General features: G+C 45.7%; 16 protein-coding genes and 1 pseudogene. 10 read left to right on the forward strand and 7 right to left on the reverse strand.

The annotated features are described in order from the left end of the window. Nucleotides 1-127: 127 nt before the first annotated feature. Nucleotides 128-3,601 carry a class I SAM-dependent DNA methyltransferase gene (locus ABS362_RS16665; protein ID WP_350413833.1) on the reverse strand — a complete coding sequence of 1,158 codons (3,474 nt, stop codon included), beginning with the start codon at nt 3,599-3,601 and terminating at the stop codon, nt 128-130. 340 nt (nt 3,602-3,941) lie between these two features. Between ABS362_RS16665 and ABS362_RS16670 the strand changes: the two are divergent. After that, nucleotides 3,942-4,633: pseudogene (locus ABS362_RS16670) on the forward strand (SOS response-associated peptidase). Nucleotides 4,634-4,792: 159 nt separating this feature from the next. Here the strand turns inward: ABS362_RS16670 and ABS362_RS16675 are convergent. Then, complete coding sequence (locus tag ABS362_RS16675) at nt 4,793-5,488, reverse strand: DUF305 domain-containing protein (protein WP_350413835.1); 696 nt, start codon at nt 5,486-5,488, stop codon at nt 4,793-4,795. Between the two features lie 93 nt (nt 5,489-5,581). Then, on the reverse strand, nt 5,582-7,687 hold the full coding sequence (locus ABS362_RS16680) for a copper-translocating P-type ATPase (protein ID WP_350413837.1): 2,106 nt from the start codon (nt 7,685-7,687) through the stop codon (nt 5,582-5,584). A gap of 266 nt (nt 7,688-7,953) precedes the next feature. Here ABS362_RS16680 and ABS362_RS16685 point away from each other — a divergent pair, with 266 nt between their 5' ends. The 7 genes from ABS362_RS16685 to ABS362_RS16715 all read left to right on the forward strand — a co-directional run bounded on the left by ABS362_RS16685 (nt 7,954) and on the right by ABS362_RS16715 (nt 12,552). Further along, entirely contained in the window at nt 7,954-8,268 is a 315-nt protein-coding gene (locus ABS362_RS16685; protein ID WP_350413839.1) for a four-helix bundle copper-binding protein, read from the forward strand. Between the two features lie 205 nt (nt 8,269-8,473). After that, nucleotides 8,474-9,184: a DUF305 domain-containing protein gene (locus ABS362_RS16690; RefSeq protein WP_350413840.1), complete on the forward strand. Its 711-nt coding sequence runs from the start codon at nt 8,474-8,476 to the stop codon at nt 9,182-9,184. A 192-nt stretch (nt 9,185-9,376) separates the two neighbouring features. Beyond that, a complete protein-coding gene (locus tag ABS362_RS16695) occupies nt 9,377-10,009 on the forward strand; it encodes a DUF2911 domain-containing protein (protein WP_350413842.1) in 633 nt (210 codons plus the stop codon). 170 nt (nt 10,010-10,179) lie between these two features. Further along, nucleotides 10,180-10,629, forward strand: coding sequence for a DUF305 domain-containing protein (locus tag ABS362_RS16700; RefSeq protein ID WP_350413844.1), 450 nt, complete (start codon nt 10,180-10,182; stop codon nt 10,627-10,629). A gap of 92 nt (nt 10,630-10,721) precedes the next feature. Next, nucleotides 10,722-11,531 carry a hypothetical protein gene (locus ABS362_RS16705; protein ID WP_350413846.1) on the forward strand — a complete coding sequence of 270 codons (810 nt, stop codon included), beginning with the start codon at nt 10,722-10,724 and terminating at the stop codon, nt 11,529-11,531. 282 nt (nt 11,532-11,813) lie between these two features. Further along, a complete protein-coding gene (locus ABS362_RS16710) occupies nt 11,814-12,053 on the forward strand; it encodes a copper chaperone (protein WP_350413848.1) in 240 nt (79 codons plus the stop codon). 226 nt (nt 12,054-12,279) lie between these two features. Continuing rightward, a complete protein-coding gene (locus tag ABS362_RS16715) occupies nt 12,280-12,552 on the forward strand; it encodes a permuted SH3 domain-containing protein (RefSeq protein ID WP_350413850.1) in 273 nt (90 codons plus the stop codon). An 8-nt stretch (nt 12,553-12,560) separates the two neighbouring features. Here ABS362_RS16715 and ABS362_RS16720 read toward each other — a convergent pair whose 3' ends face one another. Next, on the reverse strand, nt 12,561-12,845 hold the full coding sequence (locus tag ABS362_RS16720; RefSeq protein ID WP_350413851.1) for a hypothetical protein: 285 nt from the start codon (nt 12,843-12,845) through the stop codon (nt 12,561-12,563). 296 nt (nt 12,846-13,141) lie between these two features. Between ABS362_RS16720 and ABS362_RS16725 the strand changes: the two genes are divergently transcribed. Continuing rightward, nucleotides 13,142-15,775: a multicopper oxidase domain-containing protein gene (locus tag ABS362_RS16725; RefSeq protein WP_350413853.1), complete on the forward strand. Its 2,634-nt coding sequence runs from the start codon at nt 13,142-13,144 to the stop codon at nt 15,773-15,775. A 112-nt stretch (nt 15,776-15,887) separates the two neighbouring features. On the opposite strand, the gene ABS362_RS16730 is transcribed toward ABS362_RS16725, so the two are convergent. Both ABS362_RS16730 and ABS362_RS16735 read right to left on the reverse strand, forming a co-directional pair. Further along, a complete protein-coding gene (locus ABS362_RS16730; RefSeq protein WP_350413855.1) occupies nt 15,888-16,595 on the reverse strand; it encodes a DUF2231 domain-containing protein in 708 nt (235 codons plus the stop codon). Between the two features lie 25 nt (nt 16,596-16,620). Beyond that, on the reverse strand, nt 16,621-17,667 hold the full coding sequence (locus ABS362_RS16735; RefSeq protein WP_350413857.1) for a YncE family protein: 1,047 nt from the start codon (nt 17,665-17,667) through the stop codon (nt 16,621-16,623). Between the two features lie 482 nt (nt 17,668-18,149). Here ABS362_RS16735 and ABS362_RS16740 point away from each other — a divergent pair, with 482 nt between their 5' ends. Then, nucleotides 18,150-18,443, forward strand: a complete 294-nt coding sequence (locus ABS362_RS16740) for a hypothetical protein (protein ID WP_350413858.1) — start codon at nt 18,150-18,152, stop codon at nt 18,441-18,443. Between the two features lie 282 nt (nt 18,444-18,725). Here ABS362_RS16740 and ABS362_RS16745 read toward each other — a convergent pair whose 3' ends face one another. Then, complete coding sequence (locus ABS362_RS16745; protein WP_350413860.1) at nt 18,726-18,995, reverse strand: hypothetical protein; 270 nt, start codon at nt 18,993-18,995, stop codon at nt 18,726-18,728. Nucleotides 18,996-19,068 lie beyond the last annotated feature (73 nt).

Consider the following 19,068-nt stretch of genomic DNA (forward strand, 5'->3'; position numbering starts at 1 on the left):
TTAAAATTTATCCGAATTTCCTGTAAGCGTTATATCATATTCTATGAATTTTATAGCATTATAAACAATAAAGGAAGCTACTACACTTAATAAGTGCCGATTATACACTTACAACAGCTTCTTATTACTACTTCACATACTGCTCTTTTTCCGTTTTCCTTAATAGACCCAACCCATGAAGCGTTTGCAGCAGGCTGTCTATTTGTTTCAGGCGCTGCGGTTGCTGTGGTTTGGCTACAGGCTTAAACTGAAGGATAAGATCTTCAGCGGTAGCCGGGCGCTCGTGTAGTTGCAGGGCGCGTTGCACGGCCTGTGCTTGCTCCGAGAGCGTTTTTGGCCAGGCAAGGGTTTCTTTGGCGGTGGCTTTTATAGTTTTAACTTTTGTTTCAATGCCCATGTCGGTTTGCTGGGTGCCTTGCGGGTTCTGGTACTCGGGGCGGAGCCAGCGGATGTGGCCGCGTGCTTCTTCGGCGGCGCGTTCTTTGTTAAGCGCTACCAGGCGTTCCAGTATTTCTTCTTCGGGAAGGTTGGTGGGCCAACTATAGGCGGCGGCTACGGCGGCATCTAACTCGGTGTGCAGCTGCAACAGTATACTTAACAGCCCTTGTTCGTGGGTTTTCTGCTCTTTGGCGTTCAGCGCTTCGCCCGACCGAAGTTTCTCGAGCACGTTATACATGTCGGTGATGGTGAGCGTGGGGTGCTGCGCCTGCCGCTGCTTGCGGTGCGGGTCCAACTGCTCGGCTATAGTTCGGATCTGCTCCTGCTGCGCTTCGGTAGCGGCAGGGAAGGGGAAGGTGTCGAAGCAACGGGATTTATCATAAACCGAGTCATTGCCAACTCCCAATCTACTTCCAGTTGCTAATGAATAAACAACGTGAATTTTAGATTGTAGCACACCCAAGAAATAAGCATCTTCCAGGGATATAGCAATTAGTTTGTCATCTGGTAGAACATCCATATCTAAAAACTGAAAGATTCTATGCTTCGCAGTTTGTGGGGTTGCAATGTATCGTTCTAATCCATTTAAAGCTTTTCTAATTGTCTTGCGTGGCTCTGCAAAAATCCACCACTTATCCCTTATTGCTGCCCTTTTATTTTCATCACGATGTGGCTTAACATTTAAAAGAACATGCTGATAAAGTTCAGGATAATGAGAACGCACTTCATCTATACTTAATCCAAGCAAATCAATTACCATTAAACCACGCGGCCTTGTGGTAAAATCTTTACCATTCCAATAATTTCTAATGTGTTTTTCAATCCCAGCTATAGTTCCTAAGCCAAGTGTTGAAGCTTCTTCAGGTGTAACAATCAATCCAGCACCGTGAGGAATTACACCCCTTGAACTCATGTTTTCTGTAGCCTTTAAAGCTTTCACATCTGCTACATTAGCACCTACTTTAATATCTGAATGTATTGAGCCAATTTTCTCGCCAAGTATAACTTCTCGTCCTAACTCACCGGTATCTTTTTCAGCTATAACATGATTTAGTCTACCTAAATGTACACCTTTTTCAGCTACAGTCATGGCGATCCTAACTTGAGCTCCATCGCCGCTATCTACCCACGGGTGATCAGGAATAGCATACGTGATAGAGATAGTTTCATTGGCATCCATAAAAGTCTGTAACACTCTCCGGTTGAAAGACTGTGTTATACTATTGGTTGTGATAAAACCGAAACGTTCTGTTTTATCAGCCGCTAAAATCTCCCCAGCTTTATACCACCAGTACATCACGAAATCTGCACTATCCGGAACAGCACCTTTGTATGCTTTTCTCAAAGCTTCGGTATAGCCATCTCCCAAGGCATCGCGCATGCGCTTATTACCCACAAACGGCGGGTTGCCAACTATAAAATCGGCTTCGGGCCAGGTGGCGGGTTTGGGGTCGAGGTAATCGTAAACTATAGTTCGGGCGGTTTCGTCGGGTACTTCCTGACCGGTAACCGGGTGCGGTTTGGTGCTGTGGCCGTCCCAGCGGGTAACAGGCTGGCCGCCAGCGTCGAGGCGCTCTTTGCGGTCGGAGTAGCTCAGCACCGCGTCCTGCTGCTTTATGTTGCCGTACTCGCGCAAAATAGGGTTGCTCAGGCGGGTGGCCGAGCCATGCGCCCGGAAGTGCCACTGCAAATACCCGATCCAGAGCACCACGTCGGCAATGGCCGCTGCGCGTGGGTTTACTTCCAGGCCCAGCAGCTGCGCTGGTGTTACGGTATAGCCGCCTGTCATATCCAGGGTCCGCTGCCCCGGGAAATGCTCCAGGTACTCCAGCACTTCGCCTTCCAGCCTTTTGAGGTGCTCCAGGGTAACGTACAAAAAGTTGCCGCTTCCACAGGCCGGGTCCAGCACGCGCACCGAGCACAAACGCCTGTGGAAATGCTCGATCTCTTTGCGGGCTCCGGCTTCGTCGTTGTTATCTTCCAGTATAGCTGAGGCAGTGCGGGCTGCTTCCCACTCTTCGCGCAGCGGCTCAATTACGGTTGGCATTACCAGGCGCTCCACGTAGGCGCGGGGCGTGTAGTGGGCACCCAGCTTGTGGCGCTCGCGCGGCTGCAAGGCCCGCTCCAGCAAGGTTCCGAAAATAGCAGGCTCCACATCCGTCCAACTGGCGTCAGCAGCATCAATCAGCAGATCCAGCTGCGCTTCTGAAATAGGTAAAGCTTCTGGGTTTTTAAACAGGTAGCCGTTAAACTGTGGTATTTCTCTGTGCAGCGCCGGTGCAAAGCCACCTTTATCCATGTTCTCCCAAAGGGCTTTCAGCGCACTCGGGAAATACTGCATGTTCTGACGGTACAGCTTCAAAAGTTCTTTGAAAGAATCTTTTGGCAGTAGCTCCACATCTTCGGCAAACATGGTGAACAAACAGCGCATCAGGAAACCCGACACCTGCTCCGGTGTATAGCCGGTGTTTTCCAGCGAGGCCGCCAGTTTTGCCAGCCGTTCGGCCAGTTGCCTTGTTACGCGGGCAGCACGCCGGCTCGAGTCCAGTTCCAGCGGCTCGGTAAAGAGCAAACGCAGGCGCTCGCGCACTTCAATGCGGTGCAGCTCATCTAAGGTAATTCTATAGTTCTGCGGATCGGGGAAGGGTACATAGGTCTTTCCCTGCCGCGCGAAGTCAGCATACAGGTCAATGCAGTATCCCACATCCACCACCGCCAGGAACGGTGGCCAGCCTTCGGTGGTCGGCAAAGAGCGGGCGTAGCGCAGGGCCTGTTCCTTGGCCTTTTTCATTTCGCGGTCCCAGGTACGGGTGTCGCGGGTGGCGGTGCCGGTTTTAGTCTTTGCCCGTTCAGCGCCCAGTAGTTCGGCTTCGGTTAATTTTGCTTTGTCGGCGCCCTGCTTGGCTTCCAGCACAAAGCAGTCTTTCTTGTAGAGGTCAATAAAGTTGGTGCTCGTCTTGCCCTCGCCGTCATCAAACACTACTGGCCGCTCAAAAGTATAGCTTGCCTCGTGCACCTTGTCGGTGGCCGGCTGCGGCTTCTCCACGCCCAACAGCTCACACAGCTCGGTTAAAAACAGCTGGTAGTTAGCACGTTCCGAAGCGCCGGAAGCTTTCCAGCGGCTGATGAAGTTTTCTATAGTTGGGGCAGCGGTGTGGGGCATGCTGAAAGTGTTGTCTGTTTCCGTTTTTGGGTCCGTAACTATTTGTTACTGGCTCAAATGTTATATTTACCTTATACTATATAAAGTTAAAGTATTTATCTATTGAGACGAAACTTTACAGTAAATTTAAGTTATACAGACTACCAGGTTAGCGTGTAACTTATTGTAACAGCATCGAGCATCTTATCTATAGTTTTGATAGTTATAGCTGTTTTCTTGGCTTCTAAAACTATAGATTTTATCCGGTAAAAAATACACTGAAAAATAGCAGTTACTAATTGTTACAGCTATAAATTACCGGTCAGTTTATAGATCATTCACTACAAAGAGAGGTAGTTATATGTGTGGTAGATATTCCGTAGTAATTACGGTAAAAGATAAAAATAACAAAGCCTCGCGGGTAGCACGATTGCTTGAGAAGTATAAGTTAGAAGCACACTATAATGCCGCACCTTCGCAGCCGTTACCAGTTGTTACAAGCGATAAGCCGGATCAGGTACAACATTTTTCTTGGGGCTGTTACCCCGTTGGTCCAAAGACGGAAACTCTAAAATCAAACCAATCAATGCGCGAGCCGAAACGTTGCTGGAGAAACCCAGCTTCCGTGAACTGATCAGTAGTAAGCGCTGCCTGGTTCCGGCTGATGGATTCTATGAATGGCGTACATCAACAGCCGGTAAAGCACCTTACCGTTTCCTGCTTAAAAGCGAAGAGCTGTTTTCATTTGCCGGATTATGGGATGCATGGGCTGATGCGGAAACAGGCGAGGTACTGAACACTTTTACGATCATCACGACACAGGCCAACGAACTGGTAAAGCCGACGCATGACCGGATGCCGGTAATTTTAGCTCCGGCAAATGAAGATCACTGGCTGGATAAAAACTCAAGTAACAAGTTGTTACTTGACTTATTGCAGCCTTTTCCGGCTGCTGAGATGAAGTCCTATGCGGTATCTCCGTTAGTAAATTCCGTTACGAATAATACACCCGCCATATTAATTCCGGCACCAGAACAAGGAAGTCTGTTTTAAGCGTGTAACTAATTGTTACGGGTAAATTTTAAGGTAAGATTAAACAAGAATCTAGCTTACTCTTATGTTATCCTTTAAAACAGAAAAACCGCTTAATCGATTAAATAAGCGGTCTTCCTATTTTAAGTTTCTGTGTAAATCTATGGAGATTTAAAAAAGCTATTTATTATTCTGTTGCTGCCAGGCTTCCAGCTCTTTTATTTCTTTGGTTTGCTGGTCTATAGTTTTCTGGGCCAATTGTTTCATTTCCTGTGTCTTTCCAATCTTCAGAAACTCTTTCGACATTTCATTACCCATCTGATGGTGGTGGATCATTATAGCGGCAAAGTTCTGGTCAATATTCATACCGCTCATGTCCTGCTGATGCATCTGCTGCATCATACGGCTCATCGGGTGCATCATACGCATGGTAGTGGTAGTGTCGCCTTTAGCAGGCGTGTGCTTGCTGGTAAATGCCTGTAGTTTTTGTATATCGGCCTGGTTAGATGTCTTTGTTTTCTGAGCCATCTCCTTCATTTTAGCATCTGTGCCGTTTGCCATTTCTTCATCTGCCATTCTGATGGCCCCTTGGTGGTGGTGGGTCATCATCAGGGCAAAATCATAATCGGGATCGCCGGTCATATTAGCTTTCATACCCTGCATTTCTTCCATGTTCTGGTGCATGTGTGCCATCATGCCACCGCCCGCCATTGCGGTATCCATAGTAGTTTCTGAAGCAGTATCAATTGTTGTCTCTTCTGTAGTGGTTGTAGTGGTTTCTTCTGTTTTACTTTCTTGTTCCCCGCAAGCCGTAACGAACAGAGCCGTTACTGCACATAGGGCCAATATTTGGACCTGCTTTCCTAAGTTTTTCATAGTCTTAAATTTATTTGTGTGTCTATAAGATCAGTTTATACGCCTTGATATTTAGGTAGTTGTATAAGAGAGCGATGCCTTGTTGCAACAAGCTTACTTTATTTGCCTTCTCAGTAACTGGGCATTAATGGCCACAATTACAGTGCTCAGGCTCATGAGAGCTGCACCCACGGCAGGCGACACCATGATGCCCTGGTTGTAGAGCACGCCAGCTGCCAGCGGTAAAGCTATGACGTTATAACCTGTAGCCCATATCAGGTTCTGAATCATTTTGCGGTAGGTTGCTTTCCCAAAAAGTATAAGCGAGGCAATATCCGCCGGGTTACTGTTCACCAATATAATATCAGCGGTTTCGGCGGCTACATCGGTTCCGGATCCTACGGCAATCCCTACGTCGGCTTGTGCAAGGGCAGGGGCATCATTCACGCCGTCGCCGGTCATAGCTACAAATTCGCCTTTAGCCTGCAGCTCTTTTACTTTTTCCTGTTTCTGGTGGGGAAGTACGTTGGCCAAGTAACCGTCCATCTGCAGTTTGTCGCTCACGCTTTTGGCTACACGCTCGTTATCACCGGTCAGCAGCAGGTTTTTGATTCCGTTTTCTTTTAACACCCGTATGGCTTCTGCAGATTCTGGGCGAATTTGGTCGCGCATAGCAATGTAACCGACAGGTGTTCCGTCTACTATCGTGTAAACTACTGTTTCCACACCTTCTTCGGCTTGGCTGGCTGGTACGGCAATGTTGTACTCTTTTATATAGTTTGGACCTACCACTTTTACATCTCTACCTTCTACTAGGCCTTCCAAGCCTTTGCCTGGCAGGTAGTTAAAAGCTTCGGAAGGTGGCACAGTTATACTTTGTTCCTTTGCCCTGCGAAGTATACTTTGGGAAATAAAATGCTCCGAATTCTGCTCCACACCTGATGCCAGGCGCAGCATTTCACGCTCAGTTATCTCATTATCAAATGTTACCACAGAGGCAATTTCATGGGAGCCCTGCGTAAGGGTACCGGTTTTATCGAAGATGATGGTGGTGATAAGGCGGGAGTTTTCAAAGGCAGTGCGGTTGCGAATAAGTAGCCCGTTATTGGCAGAAACAGCTGTGGAAATTGCCACCACCAGCGGCACGGCCAGACCCAGCGCATGCGGACAAGAAATAACCATAACCGTTACCATACGCTCCAGTGCAAAGGCAAAGTCCTGCCCCAATATTAGCCAGACGGCAAACGTACCAAAGCCGGCAAATAAGGCAATATAGGTCAGCCACTTTGCAGCGCGGTCAGCTAGGCGCTGTGTTTCCGACTTAGTCTTCTGTGCGTCCTGCACCAGCTTGATAACCTTGTTCAGGTAGCTCTCTTTGCCGGTATACTCCACCCGCACCCGCAATACCCCGTTGCCGTTGATGGAGCCGCCGATTACTTTGTCGTCCTTGTTCTTTTTTACCGGTTTGCTCTCGCCGGTCAGCATACTTTCGTTGAGGTAACTTTCGCCATCCTCCACTTTACCATCTGCAGGTACTTTCTCGCCGGGCTTTACCAGTATCAGGTCTCCTTTCTGCAGGTCCTCGATACGTACTTTTATGGGTTCGCCATCCCGTATAAGCATGGCTTCAGCAGGCATCATACTTACCAGCAGCTCCAGCGCTTTGGATGCCCCCAATACAGACCTCATTTCGATCCAGTGGCCCAGCAACATGATAACTATAAGCGTTGCCAGCTCCCAGAAAAAGTCCATCCCTTTCAGCCCAAACACGATGGCCGTACTGTAGAGGTACGCCACTGTGATAGCCACACCGATTAGCGTCATCATACCTGGCACACCTTTCTTCACCTCTTCGGCCAGACCTGTTAAAAAAGGCCAGCCACCGTAAAAATAGATGATAGAGGAGAGTACAAAAGCGATGTACATGCCAAAGGGTACATTCAGTGTAAAGCCCAAAATGTGCTGCACCATCGGGCTCAGGATGATCACAGGTATAGACAGCGCGAGCGAGATCCAAAAGCGCTTTTTAAAGTCCTCGATCATCATGCGGTGATGGTCGTGGCCGTGCGCCCCGTGCGGTGGATGGCCAGAGGTATCCTGGTGCATGGCTTGCTCATGGCCGTGCAGCGTTTTTTCTTCCAGCCTTTCCGTTACCTGGTCTTTCTGCTGCCTTGCTTGTTGTTTTATATTATGCCCGTGGTGCTGATGGTTGTGGTCCATGTTTTTTTATTTGTTCATAATAAAAGAGCGGCCTTTGCCTGTTTTTTATACTCCTGATGAGGATGTTCAGTTTCTAATTTACTTTGCTGGTGGATCCTTATCTATTTATGCATGTGTTGCGCTCCATCAACTCCCAACGATTAGCACTATTAAGCTGTGCCTGTAAGTATAATTGCTTTCAATTTTAATCTTTTGTAACCGACAGTTACGGGTATGGGTATACTTTTAGAATATTACACTTAAACGATAAAACCATGAACGTAACTATGAATAAGCAACTTATCTCAGTGCTGGCCGAATGTGCAGCCGCTTGTAACTATTGTGCCGTTTCCTGTTTACAAGAAGATGATGTGAAGATGATGGAGCGCTGCATTCGCCTCGATTTGGATTGTGCTGCGATCTGTAAAATGGCACTGGACTATGTATCCCGCGACTCTACTATGCAAAGGGAAGTTCTGGATCTTTGCGCCAGAGTGTGCCGCGAGTGCGGTGCAGAGTGTGAGAAACATTCGCATATGGAACATTGCCAGATGTGCGCCGAAGCATGCCGCCGCTGCGAGCAAGCTTGCCAGCAGGCGTAGTACTAATATAAATTTAGTACCCAATACATGCTAACTTAATACTTACTTATACAATCACCCTGATTATTCTATGCCTGATAGAATTGTCAGGGTGATTTTTTTAGCGACAGTCCGATACAGGGCCAAGGCATACGTTTCTCTAAGATAAAGAGACTTAATAAGTGATTACTTGATCAACATTTTTTAACCACATATTCTATTACTTATGAAAACAAAATTTAACAGTTTCAAGAGCATTGCGCTTATGGTAGTTGCCGTCTTTGTGTTCAGCAGCTGCGAAAAAGATCAGGATGTTGTCAGTCCATTAACTGCTACTTCAGAACAAGCGGCTAAAGGATCATACTGGGAAGCTGACAAAGCATTTGACAAAGAAATGCAGCAGATCATCAACTCCATGATGAAGATGATGAACCAGATGGAAATGACCTGCGACCCCGACATTGACTTTGCCAATATGATGATCATGCACCACGAGATGGGGATTAAAATGGCGGATCTGGAACTAAAGTACGGCCATGAGCCGGAAGCACTTGAGTTGGCCGAGAAAACAAAGGTAGGCAACATGGAAAGCAAAGAACGGCTGGAAGCTTTTCTTGCTTCACACCCCGGTGCAGAGCCACTATCGAAGGAAGAGTGCAAGATGTTTATGATGGAAATGCGGGAAGATATGATGGCCATGATGCACTGCATGCGTTCCGTAAAAGATACGCCTGATCCGGATGTTGATTTTGCCCAGTTAATGATATGCCACCACCAGGGTGCGATAGCTATGTCAGAAACTGAGTTGAAGTGGGGAGATGATGCAATGGCATTAGAAGAAGCCAGACTAATTATAGAAGAGCAATCACAGGAAATAATGGAGCTAGCGACATTCTTAAATGAACATGGTATACCTACCAAACAGCATAAAATGTAGTAATCCAATCTGATTCGACTTAAAATTTACGATTTAAAAGCCCGGCTGCCATTTCCAGTAGCCGGGCTTTTTATGTAAGTGCCGTTTTCTGAGGAGTATAAAATTTGTAGTTTTAAACTTTAGTTAAATAAAACAGCACGTAATGGTTACTTTGCTAGAACCAGCTTTACATCCATACTACACCCTTATACCATGATCTCCAAAATTTCTAACAGCTTTTTAGCCCTTGTACTTTGCGGCACCCTGTCTTTTTGCAACCAGCAGGTGCCGGAGCAGGAAACACCTGCAGCCCAGTCAACAGAACATGCTAACCATACTCCAAAAGTAAGCGAAGGTGCCGTGGTGATACAGGAACAGGCAGAGCCGGATACGTTGAAGGGCAGCCTGAAAGCGGAAGCGCATGGTATGATAGATGATGCACATCTAACGATCAACTACCATTCACCAGCCGTGCGCGGACGTAACATCTGGGGTGGACTGGTGGCTTACGATCAGGTGTGGGTTACGGGCGCACATTCGGCTACCAGCCTGACTACAGACAAAGACATAACCATAGGAGGGAAGCAGTTGCCTGCCGGTAAGTATGCCTTGTTTACCATACCGGGTAAAGACGAGTGGACCATCATCATCAACAAGAACTGGGAGCAGCACCTGGTAGACGATTACTCGGAGAAGGAAGACGTATTGCGCATTACCATAAAGCCTGAAATAACAGCTCAGCCACAGGAGCGCCTTCGTTACGAGATCGCAGCAGAAGCCGACGGTAAAGGTGTCATTAACATAAGCTGGGACAAGTTGAAAGTTACAGTACCGGTTGCTGTATAGGTATTACTCATCAAAATATTTTTATTTAAAAGCCACTCTGACTGTTTCCAGAGTGGCTTTTAGATTAATCACAGAACCTGAGTATAGGTGTATGGGTATAATGAACAAATGCAATATTGCTTACCTGAAGAAGTCAAGTAAGTGTACGGTTATACTTTAACAGTCAAAAAATGGAAAAAGGAAATTATAAGAAGTTTCTGTTAATGCTCGGCGTATCGTTTGTAATCATGTACGGGGTAATGTATCTGAATGCTGATAAGTTTGATCATGTGTACCTGAACCTGAACAGGCTGTACATGGCCCTTCTGATGGTGGCACCAATGGCACTTGTTATGTTAGGTTTTATGTCAGGGATGTATAAAAACAAGAAACTGAACACTATAATTGTAGTTGTAAGTATAGTTGTGTTTGCCGGCACACTATTCATGTTAAGGAATCAGGCATTAGTGGATGATGAACAGTTTTTAAAATCCATGATCCCACATCACTCCTCGGCCATATTGGTAAGCCAGGAAGCAAATATAAATGACCCTGAAGTGAAGAAGTTAACTGAGCAAATTATTGAAGCTCAGGAAAAGGAAATAGCAGAAATGAAGGCGATCCTTAAGCGAATGGAATAGAACTTAGTGGTGTACTTATTTCCCTTTTTACCAACACCAAAGCCTGACTAAGACCTAACTATATCATATTAATTTATTGTTATATTAGCTGAATGAAGCTAAAGAGCAATAACTACTATATCCGCAAATCTCACCGCTACCTGGGTATTATTCTTGGTGTGCAATTCCTGTTCTGGACCCTTGGTGGCCTATATTTCAGCTGGAATGATATAGATGAAGTACACGGTGATCATCTGCGTAAGGAGAAGCGCTATTACCCCAGCGATCTGAAACTGGTATCTCCCGGGTTGGTGATGAATGCCCTTAAAACCAGCTCTAAAGTCGATTCTGTACATTCTGTTCAGTTAATTGACATTGCAGGTATGCCTGCTTACCAGGTCCGGTATTTTTCAGGAGAGATGGACCACTCGGTACATGAGGCAGGAGCGCATATGCCTGCTCAGCCAACCAATATAAAAGTACAGCTGGCCAATGCAGAAACCGGAAAACTTATACCTGCGCTTACTGAGGCAGAAGCTGTAACTGTAGCCAAAAACCAGATGGCAGACCCTGTAAAAGTGGAGAAGGTAGAGTATTTAACAGAAGTAGGCGCACACCACGAGTACCGCGAAAAGCCTTTGCCAGCATACGCTGTTACCTTTAGCCAGCCGGATAACTGCACAGTATATGTTTCTGCGGAGTTGGGTACTTTTCAGGCGATCCGGCATAACCAGTGGCGCGTGTTCGACTTTTTATGGATGCTACACACGATGGATTATGAAGGAAGGGATAACTTTGGCAATATACTGCTAAGAGCATTTTCTATATTCGGACTATTTACTGTTCTCTCCGGCTTTGTACTTTATTACGTTTCTTCACCTTCCGTAAAAAAGGTAAAAAAGAGAATGCATCAAGTTAGCTAGAACTTGCTTCCCTTATACTTCTAAAACATTAAAATTAATTCTTGTAAGCAAAAAGCCGCTCTTGAGTATGAAGAGCGGCTTTTTGCTTGAGTATAATCAATGTTTTAATGTTTTTAGAAGTATAAACCAGAGTATGCTGTAAGGTAGAGGAGTTTACAGAAATATCATCCTAGCAGGTTTAGTTCAACTCGTCCAATGAAAGTGTATAGCCCATAAACCATGTCTGTTGCTCAACCAGTTATCATAGGCCACGTTCATTTTAAATAAAACACACGTGTTGCTATGGAAATAATCAAGTTTAAAACCAACGTAGAGAATGAGGAAGCCTTATCCAGGATAGCTCCTTTCCTGGATAATGAAGAAAGTATAAGCCGCTGGCACATTGACACAGAAAGTCAGGATAAGTTGTTAAGCGTTTCTGGTAATGATCTTGATCCCCAACAGATCGAAAATGTGGTGAAGCAAGCAGGATTTATGGCTGAACTCCTCCGGGTTATAGGAATTGACGGCGATGGCTTATAAAACTGGTGGCTGGAGATGCAGAAGTTTTTTGACACCATCTATATTAGGATGAGTAGTGAATTTGGGTTTGGTGTTATTTAAACAATATTTGTATTTATTAAAAGTTGTACTGCGTTTAAAACTATAACACTGTGCTTATAGCTTATACAGCATGATCGAAAGAGTCATTTCCTGGTCCATGCATAACAGGGTTTTTTGTTTGACTAGGTATTCTATTTATTCTGTGATGGCTTACGTAAACCTGACTGGTGCCATAATAAAGACGCTTTTGGTTCCAAAATCTGCGCTGGTGTTCTCGGAAGATACCGCTGTGTGGGTAGAGACAGCAACTGATCAGTTCGAAATGCGACTGGTAAAAACAGGGATAGAAAACAAAGACAAGGTGCAAGTGCTCAGGGGACTGAAAGAAGGGGAGGTAGTGGTTACTTCCGGGGCATACTTATTAAACAGCAAAAATATCATCGACAAGGGGGCTACCCATACCATGCCGGGCATGTGAAATAAGTATTATGATTTAGTTAGTAAATATACTAAAAGGCCTATTAATAAAATCAGACAAACCCATGCTGAATACCAGAGAACTTTAGCAGCTCTGTTAGTTATATTGGATGTGTTTTTCATCTGCGTTAAGTACATCCCACTCACATGCAGCACGGCACCTACCAGAATAATTACCACAGCATAATCACTTGCTATACTTCCCCATTTAGCACCAAGGCCAAAACCAAGTATACCTGCACCCAGTGCTGAAGCAGACTGCGCAAACTGCTGTTGATTTGTTCTGTATTCCATCACGCCTATACTACTCTGTTCTTACATCTATAAGGATACGGTAGCCCTGACCTCAAGTGTTTCTTTAAAGCTCCTTTGATCTTAATTTTTTAAATTTCACATCCTGTCCGACAGTTCAATTTAATCTTTTACAAGAGGAAAAAATAACAAATTAAACCTATTGATGTATTTCGTGTAAAACAGAATTATAACTGTGGCCGCACTCGCTTAGCTTGGTCAAAGACCCATTTAGCATTGCGAGTAACAGGCAAACTAGGAACGTTTTTATTTTGTAGCAGCTTAAAATGTATAAACTTTTGATACTAGTATTATTGCTCGGCACAGGGCAATATACTTTCGCGCAGCACGAAAACCACAAGCCGGCCCAGCAACAACAGACCGAAATTTATATTTGCCCCATGCACCCCGAAGTGCAAAGCAACAAGCCCGGAAAGTGCCCCAAGTGCGGCATGACGCTGGTAAAGCAAAAAGCAAAGGCTCCGGCTAAACAACAGCAGGCTTCGCCGAAAAAAGCCAAAGCCAAACCTGCCGCACCGGCTAAGAAACCTGTGCAGCAGAAACACGCAAAACCTGCTCAAAAGAAAACTCAGCCTGCACATCAACATGCGCAACCAACGCAGGAAAAACCCGCCACACCTGTACAGAACCCGGAAGAAAAAGATAAGCCCATACATAAAGCTGGACATAAACCGGAGAGCCCCGGGCAGACCTATAAGCCGCGTACTGTGCGTTATGACCTTTATGTGCGGGATACCCTTGTGAATTTTACCGGAAAAACCAGGAGAGCGGTGGCCATAAACGGCAGCATTCCGGCACCTTCCTTAACCTTTACCCAGGGCGATACAGCCGAGATCTATGTGCATAATGAGATGGACGTGGAAACCTCTATACACTGGCACGGGGTGTTCTTGCCTAACCGCTTTGACGGCGTACCCTGGCTTACCCAGAAACCGATCGCGCCTCACTCTACCTACCTGTACAAATTCCCGATCATCCAGAACGGCACCTACTGGTACCACAGCCACAGCGCCTTCCAGGAGCAAAGCGGGATGTACGGCGCCCTGATCTTTAATAAAGTAAATGAACCCGATTTGCCTGCTATACCGATCGTGCTTAGCGACTGGACCGATATGAACCCGAAGGAAGTTTACCGTTCGCTGCGTAGTGCCAACGATTGGTTTGCTATTGAGAAAGGGGCGACGCAGGGCTATGCGGAGGCCATCCGGAAAGGCCACTTCGGTACCAAGCTTAAAAATGAGTGGAAGCGGATGGCAGCCATGGATGTGAGCGACGTGGCGTATGAGAAGTTCCTGACAAACGGGCAGGACGTTGCCGAGCAAACACACTTTACAGCCGGAGATGTTGTAAAGCTGCGGGTTGTAAATGGCGGGGCCTCTACCTACTTCTGGCTAACCTACTCTGGCAGTAAGATTACGGTAGTGGGCAACGACGGCAACGATGTAGAGCCGGTGGAGGTGGACCGCCTGATGATAGCACCCGCCGAAACCTACGACCTGCTGGTAACTATACCTGAGAACATGCAATATGAATTTCTGGCAACTGCCGAAGACCGTACCAACTCAACCTCGCTGTGGCTGGGCAGGGGCATGAAAATGAAAGCGCAGCGTTTGGGAAAGCTGAACTACTTTGAAGGCATGAAGATGATGAACGACATGATGAAAATGAACGGGGACATGGAGCCAATGGACATGGTCATGAGCAACCAGCAAATGGACATGAACAGCGTGATGTACCCAGAAGCCTCAGGTCAGGACCATAGCATGCACGAAGGCGAGACAGCGAAACCAGCCTCCGAAAAACCGATGGAAATGAAGCAGAAAGTAGACACCACCGCACACCAGGGCCATAACATGGATGGGCACGATATGCAGAACATGGGCACGAGTGGCAGCAATGGAGAGATGGTAACCCTGAACTATGGCATGCTGCGTGCAACTGAGAAAACAACCCTTAAACCCGGGCCGGAGAAAGTATTGCGCTTTGAGCTTACTGGCAACATGAACCGCTACGTCTGGACCTTAGACAATAAAACCGTGTCTGAGTCGGATAAGATCCTGATCAAAAAAGGCGAGAACGTGAAAGTGATCATGTTCAACAACTCCATGATGCGCCACCCGATGCACCTGCACGGCCACGACTTCCGGGTGCTGAACAAGCATGGCGAATATGCACCTATGAAGAACGTGGTCGATATTTTACCAATGGAGACAGACACCCTGGAGTTTGCAGCTTCGGAGAGTGGCGACTGGTTTTTCCATTGCCACATACTCTACCATATGATGGCCGGTATGGGCCGGGTGTTTGCGTACCAGAATTCTCCGCCAAATCCTGAGCTTCCGGATCCGCAGCTGGCCTGGAAAAGACTGAATATGGAAGAAAAAATGTTTTTACCCTCGGTGATGGTAGGTCTGGAGAGCAACGGCAGCGACGGCGAATTTATACTGGCTAACTCCCGTTACCAGATCTCTACAGAGTGGCGAATCGGTTTTAAGAAGGAATATGGCATTGAAAGTGAGACCTACTTTGGACGGTATTTCGGTAAAATGCAATGGCTGTTTCCGTTTATAGGTTTTGACTATCACTACAATAGTGTAGAAGATGAGGCGGAGGAAAATATGTTTGGGCAGCTGAGCAACCAGGATAATCGGAAGGTAGCCGTAGCGGGTGTGCAGTATACGTTGCCGATGCTGATCGTGTCGGAAATGAGGGTAGATACCAAGGGTAAATTGCGTTTCCAGCTGCGGCGCGAAGACGTTCCGCTTACCAACCGCCTGCGCCTGAACCTGATGGGCAACACCGATAAAGAATACATGGCCGGCCTGCGATACGTGGTCACCAAGTATGTATCCCTTTCCACGCATTACGACAGCGATATGAAGTATGGCGCCGGCCTTACCTTTGTGTATTAAAGCAGCTCCGAATAGTTATTCATAACGCTTACAGTCTGATAACTAAAAAGAAAACGACTCCTGATATGAGCCGTTTTCTTTTTAGTTTATACTTGCTTAAGTAGAGTTACTTCTAATGGTGGTGTTCTTCTAAGAACTTACCTTGTGGGCCTACACCTTCTATGTGCACCAGTTGCGCACCATAATGTCCGGCCATAGATACTGCGTAAGCTGAGCCTGTTAAAATAAGCGCAGCCACTGCTACGCTCCAGCGTTTGCCCTTGAACAGAAACTGGCTAAGAAGTTGTGCTGCTAGTCCAATCCCTCCCAGGTATACTGTCCATTCAGCATGCAGGTCGTGTTGATCCAGTACAAGCTGCGCGTGTGTAGTCAATCCGTCGGTATGCGGGTGGTTATAGTTAGCAGCCAGGTAAGCAGTTGTAAATCCTATCAGCGCAGCTATAGTTGCTACCCAGTCCAGCTCCTTACGCAGAAAAACGATGTTGGCAAGAAGTACAGCTGCTGCTACCATCAGCAGCATGATCGGGAAATGGACGATAAGCGGGTGCGTGTTCGGAAAATCACTGAGCGAGGCATGTACCTTGCTGGGAGTTTGCTCGTGAGCCTCTGTATGAACTGTAGTGGCAGGAGTTAATGCTGCCGTGTCAGGTGCAGTTTGCTGAGACGTGACAGTATCAACATTTTCTGTATTTACTGCTGTGGCTTCAGGTTTCTTCTTTTCGTGCTTTTCGCCGCCATGTGCCAGGGCCGGAGCAACTGAGAGTAAGTATAAGGTAGCTATGCCTAAAATTGGTTTCGCCAGGTAAGGTTTGATAAACATGGGTAAATAGAGGGTTTATAGTATATTATCGGATTACAATGCCATTAGGCATTCTGCCAACTGAAAGCGTGGTTACTTTAGAATAATCTGCTGTATTGATAACCGAGACCGTGTGTGCACCCTGATTTGTGACATAGGCAAGCTTCTGATCCTCACTGAAAATAATAGCGTGTGCGTCAGCTCCTGTTGCAATTTCTGTTTTGCGCTGCCAGCTGTTATTGTTGCGGGAGTAAATTACTACTTTGCCATCTGTGGCATTACTCACCCATAGCTCTCCGGTTTTTTCTTGATAAGCAGCATATCCAGGCTTAAAGCCCAGGTTAAGTGTTTCTGCAATAGTTTTAGTTGCTACGTTTAGAATGCTAATTGTTTGTGAAGTCTCGTTATCCACATACATGTTACCGTCTGCAGCAGGCCAGGCACCTACAGGATCTTCCCCAACTTGAAGTGTTGCTGAAATGGATTTTGTAACCGGATCAATGACAGAGACTGTGGCATCATCTGTATTGGCTACAAAAGCCCATGAACCGTCTGCCGAGAAAGTAATCTCTGATGGACTTTTACCTACCGGTATAACATCTTTTATAGACCAGTCTGTGGTATTGTATACTATAACTGACCCGGCACCGTCCGCTTGTTGTCCCATCCATAGCTCATCACCTGTAGCATTATAAACTGCATTGTGGGGCATTTTAGGTAAAACTATAGTTTTGATTACCAACCCTGTTTCAGCATCAAGGATAATAACTTTATAGTTAGTGGCTTCTTCTTCCATTCCACCGTGTCCTCCGCTCAGATCAGCAGATGTTATAGCTACTGCTAGCTGTTTTTTATCAGGGCTTAGCGTGATATGATGTGGTGTGGTGGCATCTTTGAGCTTGATAGTTTCAGTTACTTTCATTTCGCTAAGCTTAATAACGGAGATGGTATTATCCTTGCCATTTACAACAAAGGCTGCCGGGTAGTTTATGTTTAGTGGTATCGTCTGCTCTTCATGTACCATAAGGTCATTACAGCCCGGGAGAATGCTGGTAAGTAGTAAGACTGCAATGAAATATTTTTTTAATAGCATAAGGAGATAAATTAAATTAGAATAAATGCATCACAATACTTACATGAAAATTTAATCTCATAGGTACAGAAACATTTACATGTAGACTTCCAAATATAAAATTAATTAAATACTCATTCAATATATCACATTTGCGTGGCTGGTCGCCAAAGAATAGTTTTTCTGGGTTTAATTAGTATACTTCCTCTTCATGGTTATACATTGGTCATTGCTGGTGCTAAAGTGTTTTTTGCTAATACAAATGTTATTTTTATGCTCTCAAGATGAGGTTATATTTAAAGAATTATTGTACTAAGTAAGTTATTTAAAACTGGTTTGGGCAAGTTTTCTTTTGAATGCTACGGTTTAATATTTCATATAGAGGTCATATTTTTTTCTGCAGCTTTTCTAGTGAGTTATTTAGTAGTTTATTCCTGCGTGAACGATAAAGATTTAGATATTAGAATTTATCATATAGTGTAGAAGATGAGGCGGAGGAAAATATGTTTGGACAGTTAAGCAATCAGGACAATCGGAAGGTGGCTGTAGCCGGTGTGCAGTATACCTTGCCTATGCTGATCGTGTCGGAAATGAGGGTAGACACCAAAGGTAAAATACGTTTGCAGTTGCGGCGCGAAGATATACCACTGACCAACCGCTTGCGCCTGAACCTGATGGGTAACACTGATAGAGAATATATGGCCGGTCTGCGATATGTGGTCACCAAGTATGTATCGCTTTCCACGCATTACGACAGCGACATGAAGTATGGCGCTGGACTCACGTTTGTTTATTGAAGTAGGTCAATATTATTACTTCTAAAGCTTAAAGTCTTCTACCTATAAATTAAAAGCGGCTTCTGGTAAATTGATAAGAAGCCTCTTTACTGTTATATTTATACTTGCTTATATGTAGTTTATCTAATGGTGGTGTTCTTCCTGAAATTTACCTTGTGGCCCCACACTTTCTATATGCACCAGTTGCGAACCATAATGTCCGGCCATAGATACTGCGTAAGCTGAGCCTATTAAAATAAGCGCGGCCACTGCTACCCTCCAGCGTTTTCCCTTAAACAGGAACTAGCTGAGAAGCTGCGCTACCAGACCAATCCCTCCCAAGTATACTGTCCATTCAGCATACAGGTCGTGCTGGTCTAGTACCAGTTGTGCATGGTCAGTAAGTCCGGTGTTGAGCGGGTGTGCTAACTCAGTGGCAAAAAAAACAGTTATAAACCCAATCAGGGTGGCAATGGTTACGATCCAATCCAGTTCTTTGCGCAAGGAAAAGATGTTGCCTAATGCTACTGTCGCTGCAACCAACAATAACACTATTGGGAAGTATACGATCATCGGATGTTTGTTAGAGAAATCTGCAGGCGTAAAGAATACTAAATAAGCTTTCTTTTTTACAAACTCTCCTTCC

Origin of the sequence: Pontibacter populi (genome assembly GCF_040278685.1) — a bacterium.
Taxonomy (GTDB): domain Bacteria; phylum Bacteroidota; class Bacteroidia; order Cytophagales; family Hymenobacteraceae; genus Pontibacter; species Pontibacter populi.